We start from the raw sequence: 13,266 nt of genomic DNA on the forward strand, positions 1-13,266 counted from the left end.
CGGGAACGCGCCCGCTATTTTTGCCTTAAGCGGTAACAGGCTATAACTATGAAAATCGTAATCGCCCCTGACTCTTACAAAGAAAGCCTGTCTGCCACCGAGGTAGCGCAGGCGATAGAAAAAGGCTTTCGGGAGATCTTTCCCGATGCAGAGTATGTTTCGGTTCCCGTTGCGGATGGCGGGGAAGGCACGGTTGAAGCGATGGTTGCCGCCACCAATGGCACGATGCAGCATGCAGTAGTGACGGGGCCATTGGGCGAAAGTGTCAATGCCTGCTGGGGGATCTCCGGCGATGGCGTGACGGCGTTTATTGAGATGGCGGCGGCGAGCGGACTGGCACTGGTTCCTCCGGGACAGCGCAACCCGCTGATTACCACCTCCCGCGGGACGGGCGAGCTGATCCTTGCCGCACTCGATAAAGGTGCGCGCAATATCATTATCGGGATTGGCGGCAGCGCCACCAACGACGGCGGCGCAGGGATGGTTCAGGCGCTGGGGGCAAAACTGACGGATGCCAACGGCACCGAGATTGGCCACGGCGGTGGCAGCCTGATGGCGTTAAACAATATTGATATTTCATCGCTCGATCCGCGTCTCAAAACCTGCGCGATACGGGTGGCCTGCGACGTGAGCAATCCGCTGATCGGCGAGCAGGGTGCCTCCCGCATCTTCGGCCCGCAGAAAGGGGCGACAGAAGCCAACATCACCGAGCTCGACAACAATCTTTCTCACTACGCCGATGTGATTAATACCGCGCTGCGTATTGAGGTTAAAAATGTCCCCGGTGCGGGTGCGGCAGGCGGCATGGGTGCCGCGCTGATGGCGTTCCTCGGCGCGGAGCTGAAGAGCGGCATTGAAATCGTCACCCAGGCGCTGAATCTCGAAGAGCATATTCACGACTGCACCTGGGTGGTGACCGGCGAAGGACGCCTGGACAGTCAAAGTATTCACGGCAAAGTGCCGGTGGGCGTGGCGCGCGTCGCCAGTAAATATCGCAAGCCGGTCATCGGCATCGCCGGCAGCCTGACCAGCGACGTCGGGGTGGTTCATCAATATGGCATCGATGCGGTGTTCAGCGTCCTGACCAGTATCAGCACCCTGGAAGAGGCGTTCCGCGGCGCGTTTGACAATATTTATCGCGCCTCGCGCAATATTGCCGCCACCCTACGGGTAGGGATGCTCACCGAAGGGTGACAGCGGGGCGCAAACCCTCTATACTGCGCGCCGAAGCTGACCAGACAGTCGCCGCTTCGTCGTCGTCCCTTTCGGGGGAGACGGGCGGAGGGGAGGAAAGTCCGGGCTCCATAGGGCAGGGTGCCAGGTAACGCCTGGGGGGGAAACCCACGACCAGTGCAACAGAGAGCAAACCGCCGATGGCCCACGCAAGTGGGATCAGGTAAGGGTGAAAGGGTGCGGTAAGAGCGCACCGCGCGGCTGGTAACAGTCCGTGGCACGGTAAACTCCACCCGGAGCAAGGCCAAATAGGGGTTCACATGGTACGGCCCGTACTGAACCCGGGTAGGCTGCTTGAGCCAGTGAGCGATTGCTGGCCTAGATGAATGACTGTCCAACGACAGAACCCGGCTTATCGGTCAGCTTCAACTCTTCAGAAAACCCCGCTTCGGCGGGGTTTTTGCTTCTTGGCGGTAAGATGAATGACTGTCCAACGACGCTATACCCAAAAGAACGCGGCTTATCGGTCAGCTTCAACTCTTCAGAAAACCCCGCTTCGGCGGGGTTTTTGCTTCTTGGCGGTAAGATGAATGACTGTCCAACGACGCTATACCAAAAAGAACGCGGCTTATCGGTCAGCTTCAACTCTTCAGAAAACCCCGCTTCGGCGGGGTTTTTGCTTCTTGGCGGTAAGATGAATGACTGTCCAACGACGCTATACCAAAAAGAACGCGGCTTATCGGTCAGCTTCAACTCTTTAGAAACCCCGCTTCGGCGGGGTTTTTGCTTTCTGCCCTCATCCCGGCATTTACATTTAAAATTGTTTATATACTTCCTCACAGATCAACATCCGTAATTGAAAAATACTCCGGTTCTTCCCTGACAGATAATTGAGGATTGTGAGATGAAAAAGATTTTCCGGATCGCGCTGCTGACGGCAACGATGACAGGCTTTGCGGGTGTGGCGCAGGCGGCAGAAGTGACAACCGCACCGCAGCCTGCCCAGGATCCTATCGTTCAGCAATTAAAACTCAGCAGCGAACAGACCGCGAAAATTAAGGCTCTGCACCAGCAGCTGGAAGAGAACGTGCAGAAAATCCCGACCAGCGATGTGAAAAATGGCACGTTGATTGACGTGATCCAGTCCGGCAAATGGGATGAGAAGGCAGTGAAAGATCAGCTGGCTGCGTTCAGCCGCATTGAGGAGCAGGCGCGTTACTATCGCGTGAAATATTACTTCGATGTGAGCCAGGTCCTGACGGCAGAGCAGCGGGCAGAAGTCAGATCGCAAATCGCCCAGACTCTGAGCGAATAAGTTGTCATTAACGTACCAGTGCTCAACAACCCGCGCGTGTCGCGGGTTTTTTATTCCTTGAAGTGCGTCACAATGAGAAAAGTAGCCCCACTTCTTTTTTAAAAATAGTAACTTTTTCTTTTTTTAGCCAAAAACCCCACTAACGTTGTGATTTTTTTCTCTTCCTCTCCGGATATGATATTTCCACACGAATAACAAACGCCTGCACCTCTCTGGTCATTATCGCTGATGAGCAGATATCCATAAAAATAACTGTTTACCCTACAAAATAAGCGAGAGCCTAATGGATACGGCGACAAATAATAGCGTAATTGTGAGCGACTCACCGGCAGCAAGACGGGCTGGAATGAGTGAGAGTGAATGGCAAGAAGCGATTAAATTCGACAGTAATGATACCGGTTGGATAATTATGAGTATCGGCATGGCAATCGGTGCCGGTATTGTTTTTCTCCCGGTTCAGGTGGGATTAATGGGCCTGTGGGTTTTTCTGCTCTCTTCCATCATTGGTTATCCGGCGATGTATCTCTTTCAGCGCCTGTTTATTAATACGCTGGCGGAATCGCCGGAGTGCAAAGATTACCCGAGCGTGATCAGCGGTTATCTGGGTAAAAACTGGGGGATTCTGTTAGGGGCGCTCTATTTTGTCATGCTGGTTATCTGGATGTTTGTATATTCCACGGCGATTACCAACGACAGCGCCTCTTATCTGCATACCTTCGGCGTGACGGACGGTTTGCTGTCAGAAAACCCTTTCTATGGCTTATTATTGATCTGTATCCTGGTGGCGATCTCTTCCCGGGGTGAAAAACTGCTGTTTAAAGTCTCCAGCCTGATGGTGCTCACCAAACTGCTGGTGGTAGCGGCTCTGGGGATCTCAATGATTGGCATGTGGCACCTCTATAACGTTGGCGCGCTGCCGCCGATGGGGCTGCTGATCAAGAATGCCATCATTACGCTGCCGTTTACCCTCACCTCCATTCTGTTTATCCAGACGCTCAGCCCAATGGTGATCTCCTACCGCTCCCGCGCAAAATCGATCGAAGTGGCGCGGTACAAAGCCCTGCGGGCGATGAATATCGCGTTTGGCATTCTGTTTGTGACGGTCTTTTTCTACGCGGTCTCTTTTACCCTCGCGATGGGGCATGAGGAAGCGGTCAAAGCCTACGAACAGAATATTTCCGCCCTGGCAATTGCCGCGCAGTTTATTAGTGGTGATGGTGCGGGTTGGGTAAAAATCGTCAGCGTTATTCTGAATATCTTCGCTGTGATGACCGCTTTCTTTGGCGTCTATCTCGGCTTTCGTGAAGCGACGCAAGGCATTGTGATGAATATCCTGCGCCGCAAATTGCCGGCGGATAAAATCAATGAATCCACCGTACAGCGCGGCATTATGGTGTTTGCCATACTGCTTGCCTGGAGCGCCATTGTATTAAATGCTCCTGTGCTGAGCTTCACCTCTATCTGCAGCCCTATTTTTGGCATGGTGGGCTGTTTAATTCCGGCGTGGCTGGTCTACAAGGTCCCTGCGCTGCATAAATACAAAGGCGTGTCGCTGGTGATTATTATTATCACCGGGCTACTGCTTTGTGTTTCTCCTTTCCTCGCTTTTTCCTGATGTGCAATAAAGGTCGTAACGATGTCTGAACAAATAAACCCTTTATGGAACCTGTTTATTCACGCGGTGCAGGAAGAGGTTAAACCTGCCCTGGGATGTACAGAACCTGTCTCGCTGTCGCTGGCTTGTGCCATCGCGGCTGAACAGCTAAGCGGAGAAATCACGCAAATTGAGGCGTGGGTTTCACCGAATTTAATGAAGAATGGACTGGGTGTAACAGTACCGGGTACTGGCATGGTTGGCCTGCCTGTTGCGGCTGCGCTGGGGGCGATTGGTGGCAACCCCCGGGGCGGGCTGGAGGTTTTAAAAGATGCTTCGCCCGAGGCGATTGCCCGCGCTAAAGCGCTGCTGGCGGCAGGAAAAGTGCAGGTAAAACTGCAGCAACCCTGCGACGAAATCCTCTATTCCCGCGCCATTGTCTATGCCGGGGCGGAGTCGGCAAGCGTCACCATCGCGGGAGGACACACGCGGGTCGTGCAGATCAGCTATCAGGGCGAAACACGCTTTATGCTGGATGAGCAGCCGCAGAGCTCTGGCGGCGATCCCCTGAGAGTGCTGTCGAGCACGTCGCTGTCGCAGATCCTGGAGTTTATCGAGCATGTTCCGTTTTCCGCCATTCGTTTTATCCTGGAAGCCGGGCATCTAAACGACGCCCTCTCCAGGGAGGGATTAACCGGCAAATGGGGACTCCATATTGGCGCGACGTTGCATAGACAGCAGGCGCGCGGCTTTATCGACCAGGGGTTAGGATCGGAGATAATCATCCGCACCAGCGCCGCGTCAGATGCCCGAATGGGCGGAGCGACACTGCCTGCGATGAGCAATTCCGGCTCGGGTAATCAGGGGATTACGGCAACGATGCCGGTTCTGGTCGTGGCGGAATATCTCCAGGCTGATGAGGAAAAACTGGCGCGGGCCCTGATGCTTTCGCACCTCTCGGCCATTTATATCCATTACCAGCTTCCTCGCCTGTCGGCATTGTGCGCGGCGACGACCGCGGCCATGGGCGCGGCAGCAGGTATGGCATGGCTGCTGGACGGGGGCTATAAGGCGATTGAGATGGCGATCAGCAGTATGATTGGCGACGTCAGCGGAATGATCTGCGATGGAGCATCGAACAGCTGCGCGATGAAAGTCTCAACCAGCGTCAGCAGTGCCTGGAAATCGGTAATGATGGCGCTTGATGATTGCGCCGTGACCGGCAACGAAGGGATTGTGGCGCACGATGTGGAACAGTCCATCGCCAATCTGTGCTCACTTGCATGCCGTTCAATGCAGGCAACGGATAAACAGATCATTGAGATCATGGCGAAGAAAGTCGCCTGAAATAACGGCCTCTCCTTGTACGGGGAGAGGCCGGCGGTTCAGACCGGCAAATCAATCAACAGCGCACGCAGCGGCGTATCGGCCACCAGGGTGATATTCGCCTCGTCGCGAATAAACGCACCATCTCCGCAGGTCAACGCTTCACGCTCCTCAGCGGGCGTCTGCGCATGTACCGTGCCGTGGATAGATTGCAGGTAGGCGCGCGGGCCATGCAGCTGAAAACTCAGACGCTCCCCTTTATCCAGCTCGATATGATGCAGCCATACCTGCTGGCGGAGCTGCAGGCTGCCTGCGCTGCCATCTGGCGAGGCCAGCAGCTGCTGTTTGGCATCCAGCAGATCGATCTTCTGGAGCAGCGGATTTTCCCGCTCCGGGCAGGCATCTAACCACAGCTGCAGGCGCGTCAGCGTCTTGTCTTTGCTGAGGTTATGCTCGCTATAGCTAATACCGGGCTGAGTGGCTATCAGCAATGCTTCACCGGCTTTCGCCTGGACATGGTTGCCCTCGCTGTCGCGATACTCTGCTTCGCCTTCAAGAATCAGATTCAGGATATCCACTTTTGGATAAGTACGCGGCTGGAATGAGGCGCCGGGTGCGAGCACCTCCTGGTTCAGCACGCGCAAAGAGGCATAGCCCAGCAGTTTCGGGTCAAAGTAGTGTCCAAAGGAAAAGGTGTAGCGGGCCTGCAGCCAACCGAAATCGGCTTGTCCGCACTGTTTAGCTGTTCTTGTCGTAATCATAAAACTTGACCTCTCTTTACACTAAAACAATGGTAAAGGTATGGACGCTGCATTGTTAGCCAGATATTCTGCCCGGTATGTTCAAATTTCCTGAATGAGAACGCCATGGCTAAAGAGAGAGCATTGACCCTTGAAGCGCTGCGCGTGATGGACGCCATCGATCGTCGCGGCAGCTTTGCGGCGGCAGCGGATGAACTGGGGCGCGTACCCTCTGCCCTGAGTTATACCATGCAGAAACTGGAAGAAGAGCTGGATGTGGTGCTGTTTGACCGCTCTGGTCACCGAACAAAATTCACCAATGTTGGCCGCATGCTGCTGGAGCGCGGGCGCGTGTTGCTGGAGGCGGCGGATAAACTGACCACCGACGCCGAAGCGCTGGCCCGCGGCTGGGAAACGCATCTGACGCTGGTCACCGAAGCGTTGGTACCCACCACTGCGCTCTACCCGCTGGTGGATCGCCTGGCGGAAAAAGCCAATACCCAGCTTTCAATTATTACCGAAGTGCTCGCCGGGGCGTGGGAGCGCCTGGAGCAGGGCCGGGCGGATATTGTGATCGCGCCGGATATGCACTTCCGCTCCTCGTCCGAAATCAACTCCCGCAAGCTCTATACCGTGATGAATGTCTATGTCGCCGCACCGGATCATCCGATTCATCAGGAACCCGAGCCGCTGTCGGAAGTGACCCGCGTAAAATACCGCGGCGTGGCGGTGGCCGATACCGCCCGCGAGCGCCCGGTACTAACCGTTCAGCTGCTTGATAAACAGCCGCGCCTCACCGTCAGCACCCTTGAAGATAAGCGTCAGGCGCTGCTGGCTGGGCTAGGCGTGGCGACCATGCCGTATCCGTTCGTTGAGAAAGATATTGCCGAAGGGCGGCTGCGGGTGGTGAGCCCGGAATATACCAGTGAAGTGGATATTATTATGGCGTGGCGTCGTGACAGCATGGGCGAGGCCAAATCCTGGTGTCTGCGTGAGATCCAGAAGTTGTTCACCCATAAGTAAATTGCAGGCCCGGCAGGCGCAGCGCCGCCGGGCAAACTATCAGTTGTTTAGCAACGGATCCGGCCCAAAACGGTTTTCACCTGGCGTACCGCGCTGGCAGTTGAAGATCAGAATAATGATCCAGCCCAGCACCGGGATAAGCACCAGCAGCAGCCACCACGCTGAACGGTCAGTATCATGCAGCCGGCGAAACAGCACGGCCCAAGATGGCAGAAGTACCAGCAAGCCATACACGGTGGTGAGAATGCCTTCGCCGCCAGCCCGCTCCCAGCCCAGCATCTTGTCGATCAGCCCCAGCACGCAGATCAGAATGAAGTTCACCAGGGTGAACATCCAGAACTCTTTGCGGCGGGCGCGCCCTTTGAACCCAATATAATTTCGAAGTACTTTCAGATACCAGTCCATTTCTTGTGGCCTCCGCAGCAATTAATTATTTGTTTTTTAAGCGATCCACTAAAGCATAGACGGGAATAAAAGGGGGGTAAAGGGCGCCAGAAAAGCGCCCCTGAGGCTTAGCCAAAGCGGACGTCGCGCCCGTGCGGTTCGTTCAGATCCTGCCACGGGCCAATGGAGATAATGCCCGTCGGATTAATGGTTTTATGGCTGCGATAGTAATGGTTACGGATATGGCCAAAATCGACCGTCTCCGCAATCCCCGGCATCTGATAGATGTCGCGCAGGAATCCGTGCAGGTTGAGGTAATCGCTGATCCGGTGTTTGTCGCACTTGAAGTGGGTCACATAAACCGGGTCAAAGCGCACCAGCGTGGTCCAGAGGCGGATATCGGCTTCGGTCAGCTGGTCACCGGTGAGATAGCGGTGCTGGCCGAGGATCTGCTCCAGCCGCTCCAGCGAGGCAAAGACATTGGTCACCGCTTCGTCGTAAGCTTCCTGGCTGGTGGCAAACCCGGCCTTATAGACGCCGTTGTTCACGTTGTCGTAGATCCAGCTATTCAGGTCATCGATCTTATCGCGCAGCGCGGGCGGATAAAAATCGCCTGCCCGGGCGCCGTGAGCATCAAACGCGGTGTTAAACATGCGGATGATCTCAGCCGACTCATTGCTGACGATGGTCTGATTTTTCTTATCCCACAGTACCGGAACGGTAACGCGGCCGGTGTAGTGGGGATCGGCGCGCAGGTAGAGCTGGTAGAGAAAATCATGGTGATAGAGCGAGTCGCCGGTCGCCGCCGGGAAATCATCGCCGAAAGTCCAGCCGTTCTCCAGCATCAGCGGATGCACCACCGAGACGGGGATCAGCGCTTCCAGCCCCTTCAGGGCACGGACGATCAGGGTGCGATGCGCCCACGGACAGGCCAGAGAAACATAGAGGTGGTAACGATCTTTCTCAGCCGCAAAGCCGCCTTCGCCGCTCGGGCCAGGCGCGCCGTCGGCGGTGAGCCAGTTACGGAAGGCCGAAACAGAACGTTTGAAACGCCCCCCGGTTGATTTGGTGTCATACCAGGTATCCTGCCAGACGCCGTCTACGAGTTGTCCCATCTATTCCTCCTTAGATAGCAAAAGCGAGGAGAGATCCCCTCGCTTTTTGATTCAGTATAGCGTGCTTACCACTTCTTATTCAGGACGCGGTCAATACTGAACGCGCCAGGACCGGTGATAGCCAGCAGCAGATAACCGCCTGCGATAGTCAGGTTTTTCATGAACATCAGAGAGTTCACCCCTTCCGCAAAGTTGCTGTGGAACAGGAACGCGGTCAGCAGTGTGAAGCCTGCGGTGAACAGTGCGGTAGTCCGGGTCAGGAAACCGAACAGAATGGCCAGGCCACCCCCCAGTTCAAGCAGAATGGTCAGCGGCAGCAGGAACCCCGGAACGCCCATCGCTTCCATATACTGTTGCGTACCGGCGTAGCCCCCGATTTTGCTCCAGCCAGCGGTAATAAACAGGATTGGCATCAGAACGCGCGCTACCAGTACACCAACATCTTCTAATTTTTTCATCTTACTCTCCAGGGAACCACTTGGGCTGTAAATACTATTTATTGTGCAAAATCGGGCGTATGCCGCGGTCTCGCTGTGGATGGAGAGAATCATAAACGGGGCGAATGGGGATTGTTAGCAAGGAAAACTGTCAATCTTTATCAAAGATATTGAGTAATAAGAAGGGAAGGATAAAAGTAAAGCGCCAGGAGGCGCTTTACAGGGTGAGGCAGGGTAAACGTCAGCGGGTTTCTTGTTTGCGGAGCTGCTGCTGGGTAAGGGTGGTTTTAATCATCTTCCACGCGCTCCAGATGCCCAGACCGCGGCGCGCCCAGCGGATCAGCATATTCGGATGGCGCACGGCCCTCACCGCCAGAATGCTGCTCCCTATCAGCGCCCATGCCCGTAGGTTCAGAAACATATTCCACCCGCGGTCATAGCTGTGCGTGGCTTCCAGCCAGTCACGGCTGCCAGCCGACAGATCCAGCCGTTGCTGCTGGATCTGGCTCAGCAAAAATGCCTTTTCTCGCTCACGTTCCGCTCGGCTTCTGCTCACTTTTTGTCATCCTCCAGCAGTGACCGGTCGTTGGCGAGCTCCTTACGGGTATGATGTAGCAGGGTCGACTGGCGCACTTTGCGCATCGTCCATATTCCCCCTATCAGAGCAGCAAGCAGCAGCACCACGGTGGTGCCAATCATCACATTAAGACGATACTGCGGATCGACTGCCCAGATAATCAATACCATCAGGCTCATCAGGCCAAAGGCGGCGAAGAGCATAGTCAACCCCAGCATCAGTAGCAGCTGGAAGAGGTTCGCTTTCTCTTCTTCCAGTTCAACTACTGCCAGCCGGATACGCGTCTCTGCGATGCCGACGAGAGTAGTCAAGATCCGCTGTCCGATACCGAGAACGTTTTTTGCGGGCCCTTGTGGTTGACGTGAATCTTCCATAATTAACGTCGCGTAAGCAGCATGCCGATGACAACGCCAACCGCAGCACCGATACCTACGCCGGCCCACGGATTCTCACGCACATACTCATCAGCGCGCGCGGCAGCCTCACGGGTCTGTTTAGCCAAAGCATCGCTGGTTTCGCCCAGACGATAGCGGCTTTCGTGCAGGGCCTGCTCCGCTTTATTACGCAGTTTGCTCAGCTCTTCTTTCGACTTATTGCCAGAGGAGCTCAGTACCTCTTCCAGGGTATCCGCCAGGGACTTCAGTTCAGCGCGTAAATGGTCTGACGTGGTATCTTTTGACATGATTCTCTCCTGTTACGATGTCCGTTAAATCAGTAATCGCGAGACTCCAGCGCTTTCAGTTCGTTCTGCGCTTCTTGCAGTTTCTGCTCACGTTTGGCAACTTTGTCTGCATCGCCTTTCTCCTTTGCCTCCGCCAGATCCCGGCGGCGTTCAGCAATTTCTTCTTTCTGTTCGGCAATTTTGTGCTGATGATCGGCACGCAGTTTGCTATCAGAACAGTTAGCTTTAACTTCGCTCAGCGCTTTATTCAATCCATTGATTCTGCTCTGATTGTTATGCTTTTCAGCGTAACTGATCTCGCGTTGAATATCCTGTTCCTTCTCCTGACAAAGAGACGAAGCGAACGAAGCTGTGCTCAAAGAAAAAAGGGCGAGGCCCAGGGCGATGCGGTAATTCATTGTTGAAACCTTCCATTGTTTTCGACGTAACCTGCGGAAATGTCGAATTCCAGAGTCGTGCGGAGTACGTGTGAGAGGTGCTCCGCGTACTTAAGCATAGTAAGTAAACGGGGATATCACCAAAGTAAGTGAAAAGATTCAGAATAGTGGAAATTTAGCCTAACAGACGCGATGTATCACGCAGACGGGTCAGCCAGACCACCGCCTGATTGTCATTATCCTGTTGAGCAATGATATAGCCATGCGGCAGGCTGCGATCGAGCACCTTTTTCGCGGCAGCGCTCTGTACGCTGGAGTCGAAGGTGATCAGCAGCACATCTTTCTGCGGAGTAATACTTTTGAACTGAATACCGTTGGCATCCAGGTGATGCCAGATGGAGAAACCATCCGGCATGCTGACGCCCTGATTGACCGCGCGGATCGCCAGCGTCGATTCCTGTTTTTGCAGCGCCGCCCAGGCCAGCAGCAGGGCGCTGAACATCACCAGCGCGACCATGGCGTAAGAGAGACGGCGCATTGACGCGTTAGGATTGGCCATGTCGTTAGCCCTGACTTCCATGTTTTTTCTTCCAGAGAACCACCAGCGAACCAATCAGCCCGAACACCAGCAGCACGACCGGCAGCAGCATCAGGCAGGACATCAGCTGATCTTCATATTTCAGGAATACCGGCGTTTTGCCAAGCAGATAGCCCAGTGTGGTAAGGATCAGCACCCACAGCAGGCCGCTCATCCAGTTAAAGAACTGAAAACGTGTGCTGCTAAGGCCGGAAAGACCGGCAATGGTTGGCAGCAGGGTGCGGACAAAGGCGATAAAGCGGCCCACCAATAGCGCCGAAAGCCCGTGCTTGTGGAACAGGTGATGCGCCCGTTGATGATAGTGTGCCGGCAGGTGCGATAGCCAGTTCTGCACGATACGCGTATTGCCAAGCCATCGCCCCTGGATATAGCTCAACCAGCAGCCGAGGCTGGCGGCAATGGTCAGCAGCAGGACGGTTTGCGGAAATTGCATTGCCCCTTTTGCGCACAGCACGCCAACCAGCACCAGCAGACTATCGCCAGGCAGGAAAGCGGCAGGAAGCAGACCGTTTTCAAGAAACAGAATCATAAACAGGACAAAATAGAGCATGCCAATCATGGACGGATTGGCCAGCGTTTCGAAATCCTGGGCCCATAAGGCATTAAGTAGTTGGGTCAAAAGTTCCATTCAGTGTTCCTGGAAAGCGGTTAACGACGCACCTGTCAACCGGGTCAAACAGCACGGCGACATTTTTTATAATTTCATTATGGTCGCTCGCGGACACAGTGTGTGGCCAAACTGTTCCCTGTTAAATGGCTAAGTAAGCAAGCACTAACTAACAAGCTAAACGGCAAATTGCATCTAATTGTAACAAACGCCAATGGGATCCGTCACAGTATTTGCATGTACCGCAGATAGATTTTGTCTTAACCCAGGGAGGAGACGCGAGGCTATTTACAAAGGCTGACACTATATATGTTTACTTACCCATCGTGGCCGGAAGGCGCAGCGAAGCGCCTGCCGATGCGTGAAGAAAACTATTTTGCGTGACTGACGGCGCTATCGAGGTGAACCACCGGATTCTCAGCAAAAAGATAGCGGTCGGCGTTAAATTCGAAGTCGTCGCTAGTTTCATTGAACAGCATCTGTTTGGTATTTTCGAGATGCTGCCACATCGCCACTTTTGCCGCATGCGGGTCTTTACGAATCAGTGCCTTAAGGATTTGATCGTGATCGTCACACCAGTTATCCACGGTGCGGGAATCGATATGATCGTGCAGTTTTTTCCAGTACGGGTTATGAACGCGCTGAGTCCACATTTTTTCGACGATTGCCGCAAGCGCACTGTTTTGCGTCGCCAGCGCCACCTGGACATGAAACTGCAGGTCCCATTCGGAGTCGCGGAAGCATTTCTCTTTACGCGCGTTGTCCTGGATCTCCATCAACTTCATGATGTCCTGCTTGGTCACCTGCGTCGCCGCGAACTCGGCGATATTACTCTCAATAAGCTGACGAGCCTGGAGCAGCTCAAAGGGGCCGTAATTGGCAAATTCCAGATTTTCGTCCGGGGCCGGGGAGTGTTTTGGCTGGCTGGAGATAACATGAATGCCGGAACCTTTACGCACTTCAACATAGCCTTCCACTTCCAGCATGATGATGGCTTCACGAACCACGGTGCGGCTTACGCTCTTCTCATCAGCGATAAAACGCTCGGCAGGTAACTTGTCGCCTACCAGATAAACGCCTTGCTCGATGCGCGATTTCAGCTCGGCAGCAAGTTGCTGATAAAGACGACGGGGTTCGTTGATTTCCATATGCGCTCCAGGCAAGGTATGGCTAATGATTTGTTATACCACTTTTACCCCTTTGTCTCCAGATTTGACCCGCAAAAAAGCCGCTCGGGAGCGGCTTTTATATACCAGGCTGCGCTTCGCTTGCGCGCCCTGGCGGTTTAGTAGGCCAGGTAAGCGAAGCGCCACCCGGC

The 13,266-nt window shown here is 54.5% G+C and carries 17 protein-coding genes and 1 other RNA gene; 7 read left to right on the top strand and 11 right to left on the bottom strand.

Going from position 1 to position 13,266, the window contains the following annotated elements:
• Positions 1 to 48: 48 nt before the first annotated feature.
• The 6 genes from garK to ACT3IC_RS12590 all read left to right on the top strand — a co-directional run bounded on the left by garK (position 49) and on the right by ACT3IC_RS12590 (position 5,429).
• On the top strand, positions 49 to 1,194 hold the full coding sequence (gene garK, locus ACT3IC_RS12565) for a glycerate 2-kinase (protein ID WP_473477664.1): 1,146 nt from the start codon (positions 49 to 51) through the stop codon (positions 1,192 to 1,194).
• 32 nt (positions 1,195 to 1,226) lie between these two features.
• Positions 1,227 to 1,604: RNase P RNA component class A (gene rnpB, locus ACT3IC_RS12570), an RNA gene on the top strand.
• Between the two features lie 47 nt (positions 1,605 to 1,651).
• On the top strand, positions 1,652 to 2,029 hold the full coding sequence (locus tag ACT3IC_RS12575) for a hypothetical protein (RefSeq protein ID WP_156655265.1): 378 nt from the start codon (positions 1,652 to 1,654) through the stop codon (positions 2,027 to 2,029).
• 48 nt (positions 2,030 to 2,077) lie between these two features.
• The gene (locus ACT3IC_RS12580; RefSeq protein WP_103177139.1) at positions 2,078 to 2,488 is read left to right on the top strand and encodes a Spy/CpxP family protein refolding chaperone; all 411 of its coding nucleotides are present in this window, start codon (positions 2,078 to 2,080) and stop codon (positions 2,486 to 2,488) included.
• Positions 2,489 to 2,771: 283 nt separating this feature from the next.
• On the top strand, positions 2,772 to 4,103 hold the full coding sequence (locus ACT3IC_RS12585; protein ID WP_156655264.1) for an SLC5/6 family protein: 1,332 nt from the start codon (positions 2,772 to 2,774) through the stop codon (positions 4,101 to 4,103).
• Positions 4,104 to 4,124: 21 nt separating this feature from the next.
• The gene (locus ACT3IC_RS12590) at positions 4,125 to 5,429 is read left to right on the top strand and encodes an L-cysteine desulfidase family protein (protein ID WP_159339899.1); all 1,305 of its coding nucleotides are present in this window, start codon (positions 4,125 to 4,127) and stop codon (positions 5,427 to 5,429) included.
• A gap of 38 nt (positions 5,430 to 5,467) precedes the next feature.
• Here ACT3IC_RS12590 and ACT3IC_RS12595 read toward each other — a convergent pair whose 3' ends face one another.
• Positions 5,468 to 6,169 (bottom strand): pirin family protein, encoded by a 702-nt coding sequence (locus ACT3IC_RS12595; protein WP_103177136.1) that lies wholly within the window; start codon positions 6,167 to 6,169, stop codon positions 5,468 to 5,470.
• Between the two features lie 105 nt (positions 6,170 to 6,274).
• Here ACT3IC_RS12595 and yhaJ point away from each other — a divergent pair, with 105 nt between their 5' ends.
• The gene (gene yhaJ, locus ACT3IC_RS12600; protein WP_159339901.1) at positions 6,275 to 7,171 is read left to right on the top strand and encodes a DNA-binding transcriptional regulator YhaJ; all 897 of its coding nucleotides are present in this window, start codon (positions 6,275 to 6,277) and stop codon (positions 7,169 to 7,171) included.
• 39 nt (positions 7,172 to 7,210) lie between these two features.
• Here yhaJ and ACT3IC_RS12605 read toward each other — a convergent pair whose 3' ends face one another.
• From ACT3IC_RS12605 to exuR, 10 genes are all read right to left on the bottom strand, one after another.
• Positions 7,211 to 7,576, bottom strand: coding sequence for a DUF805 domain-containing protein (locus tag ACT3IC_RS12605; protein WP_103177134.1), 366 nt, complete (start codon positions 7,574 to 7,576; stop codon positions 7,211 to 7,213).
• Between the two features lie 107 nt (positions 7,577 to 7,683).
• Positions 7,684 to 8,670 (bottom strand): glutathione S-transferase family protein, encoded by a 987-nt coding sequence (locus ACT3IC_RS12610; protein ID WP_159339902.1) that lies wholly within the window; start codon positions 8,668 to 8,670, stop codon positions 7,684 to 7,686.
• Between the two features lie 65 nt (positions 8,671 to 8,735).
• Positions 8,736 to 9,128: a DoxX family protein gene (locus ACT3IC_RS12615; protein ID WP_168191992.1), complete on the bottom strand. Its 393-nt coding sequence runs from the start codon at positions 9,126 to 9,128 to the stop codon at positions 8,736 to 8,738.
• A gap of 220 nt (positions 9,129 to 9,348) precedes the next feature.
• Positions 9,349 to 9,663: a YqjK-like family protein gene (locus ACT3IC_RS12620; RefSeq protein WP_103177131.1), complete on the bottom strand. Its 315-nt coding sequence runs from the start codon at positions 9,661 to 9,663 to the stop codon at positions 9,349 to 9,351.
• Positions 9,660 to 10,058, bottom strand: a complete 399-nt coding sequence (locus ACT3IC_RS12625; RefSeq protein WP_103177130.1) for a phage holin family protein — start codon at positions 10,056 to 10,058, stop codon at positions 9,660 to 9,662. Before ACT3IC_RS12625 ends, ACT3IC_RS12620 begins: the two co-directional genes overlap by 4 nt.
• Before the next feature lie 2 nt (positions 10,059 to 10,060).
• Positions 10,061 to 10,366: an ElaB/YgaM/YqjD family protein gene (locus ACT3IC_RS12630; protein ID WP_103177129.1), complete on the bottom strand. Its 306-nt coding sequence runs from the start codon at positions 10,364 to 10,366 to the stop codon at positions 10,061 to 10,063.
• Between the two features lie 29 nt (positions 10,367 to 10,395).
• The gene (locus ACT3IC_RS12635) at positions 10,396 to 10,764 is read right to left on the bottom strand and encodes a DUF1090 domain-containing protein (protein ID WP_103177128.1); all 369 of its coding nucleotides are present in this window, start codon (positions 10,762 to 10,764) and stop codon (positions 10,396 to 10,398) included.
• Positions 10,765 to 10,918: 154 nt separating this feature from the next.
• Positions 10,919 to 11,302 (bottom strand): EnvZ/OmpR regulon moderator MzrA, encoded by a 384-nt coding sequence (mzrA, locus tag ACT3IC_RS12640; RefSeq protein ID WP_103180990.1) that lies wholly within the window; start codon positions 11,300 to 11,302, stop codon positions 10,919 to 10,921.
• A 4-nt stretch (positions 11,303 to 11,306) separates the two neighbouring features.
• Positions 11,307 to 11,969, bottom strand: a complete 663-nt coding sequence (gene yqjA, locus ACT3IC_RS12645) for a DedA family general envelope maintenance protein YqjA (protein ID WP_059307126.1) — start codon at positions 11,967 to 11,969, stop codon at positions 11,307 to 11,309.
• Positions 11,970 to 12,319: 350 nt separating this feature from the next.
• The gene (gene exuR / locus ACT3IC_RS12650) at positions 12,320 to 13,096 is read right to left on the bottom strand and encodes a transcriptional regulator ExuR (protein ID WP_103177126.1); all 777 of its coding nucleotides are present in this window, start codon (positions 13,094 to 13,096) and stop codon (positions 12,320 to 12,322) included.
• Between the last annotated feature and the right edge of the window lie 170 nt (positions 13,097 to 13,266).

The organism is Leclercia sp. GHBNCSD (assembly GCF_055805075.1).

What these genes read in the sequence shown, in the direction of transcription:
- garK (WP_473477664.1), top strand. Translation starts at nt 49, where the DNA reads ATGAAAATCGTAATCGCCCCTGACTCTTACAAAGAAAGCCTGTCTGCC.
- ACT3IC_RS12575 (WP_156655265.1), top strand. Translation starts at nt 1,652, where the DNA reads ATGAATGACTGTCCAACGACGCTATACCCAAAAGAACGCGGCTTATCG.
- ACT3IC_RS12580 (WP_103177139.1), top strand. Translation starts at nt 2,078, where the DNA reads ATGAAAAAGATTTTCCGGATCGCGCTGCTGACGGCAACGATGACAGGC.
- ACT3IC_RS12585 (WP_156655264.1), top strand. Translation starts at nt 2,772, where the DNA reads ATGGATACGGCGACAAATAATAGCGTAATTGTGAGCGACTCACCGGCA.
- ACT3IC_RS12590 (WP_159339899.1), top strand. Translation starts at nt 4,125, where the DNA reads ATGTCTGAACAAATAAACCCTTTATGGAACCTGTTTATTCACGCGGTG.
- ACT3IC_RS12595 (WP_103177136.1), bottom strand. Translation starts at nt 6,169, where the DNA reads ATGATTACGACAAGAACAGCTAAACAGTGCGGACAAGCCGATTTCGGT.
- yhaJ (WP_159339901.1), top strand. Translation starts at nt 6,275, where the DNA reads ATGGCTAAAGAGAGAGCATTGACCCTTGAAGCGCTGCGCGTGATGGAC.
- ACT3IC_RS12605 (WP_103177134.1), bottom strand. Translation starts at nt 7,576, where the DNA reads ATGGACTGGTATCTGAAAGTACTTCGAAATTATATTGGGTTCAAAGGG.
- ACT3IC_RS12610 (WP_159339902.1), bottom strand. Translation starts at nt 8,670, where the DNA reads ATGGGACAACTCGTAGACGGCGTCTGGCAGGATACCTGGTATGACACC.
- ACT3IC_RS12615 (WP_168191992.1), bottom strand. Translation starts at nt 9,128, where the DNA reads ATGAAAAAATTAGAAGATGTTGGTGTACTGGTAGCGCGCGTTCTGATG.
- ACT3IC_RS12625 (WP_103177130.1), bottom strand. Translation starts at nt 10,058, where the DNA reads ATGGAAGATTCACGTCAACCACAAGGGCCCGCAAAAAACGTTCTCGGT.
- ACT3IC_RS12630 (WP_103177129.1), bottom strand. Translation starts at nt 10,366, where the DNA reads ATGTCAAAAGATACCACGTCAGACCATTTACGCGCTGAACTGAAGTCC.
- ACT3IC_RS12635 (WP_103177128.1), bottom strand. Translation starts at nt 10,764, where the DNA reads ATGAATTACCGCATCGCCCTGGGCCTCGCCCTTTTTTCTTTGAGCACA.
- mzrA (WP_103180990.1), bottom strand. Translation starts at nt 11,302, where the DNA reads ATGGCCAATCCTAACGCGTCAATGCGCCGTCTCTCTTACGCCATGGTC.
- yqjA (WP_059307126.1), bottom strand. Translation starts at nt 11,969, where the DNA reads ATGGAACTTTTGACCCAACTACTTAATGCCTTATGGGCCCAGGATTTC.
- exuR (WP_103177126.1), bottom strand. Translation starts at nt 13,096, where the DNA reads ATGGAAATCAACGAACCCCGTCGTCTTTATCAGCAACTTGCTGCCGAG.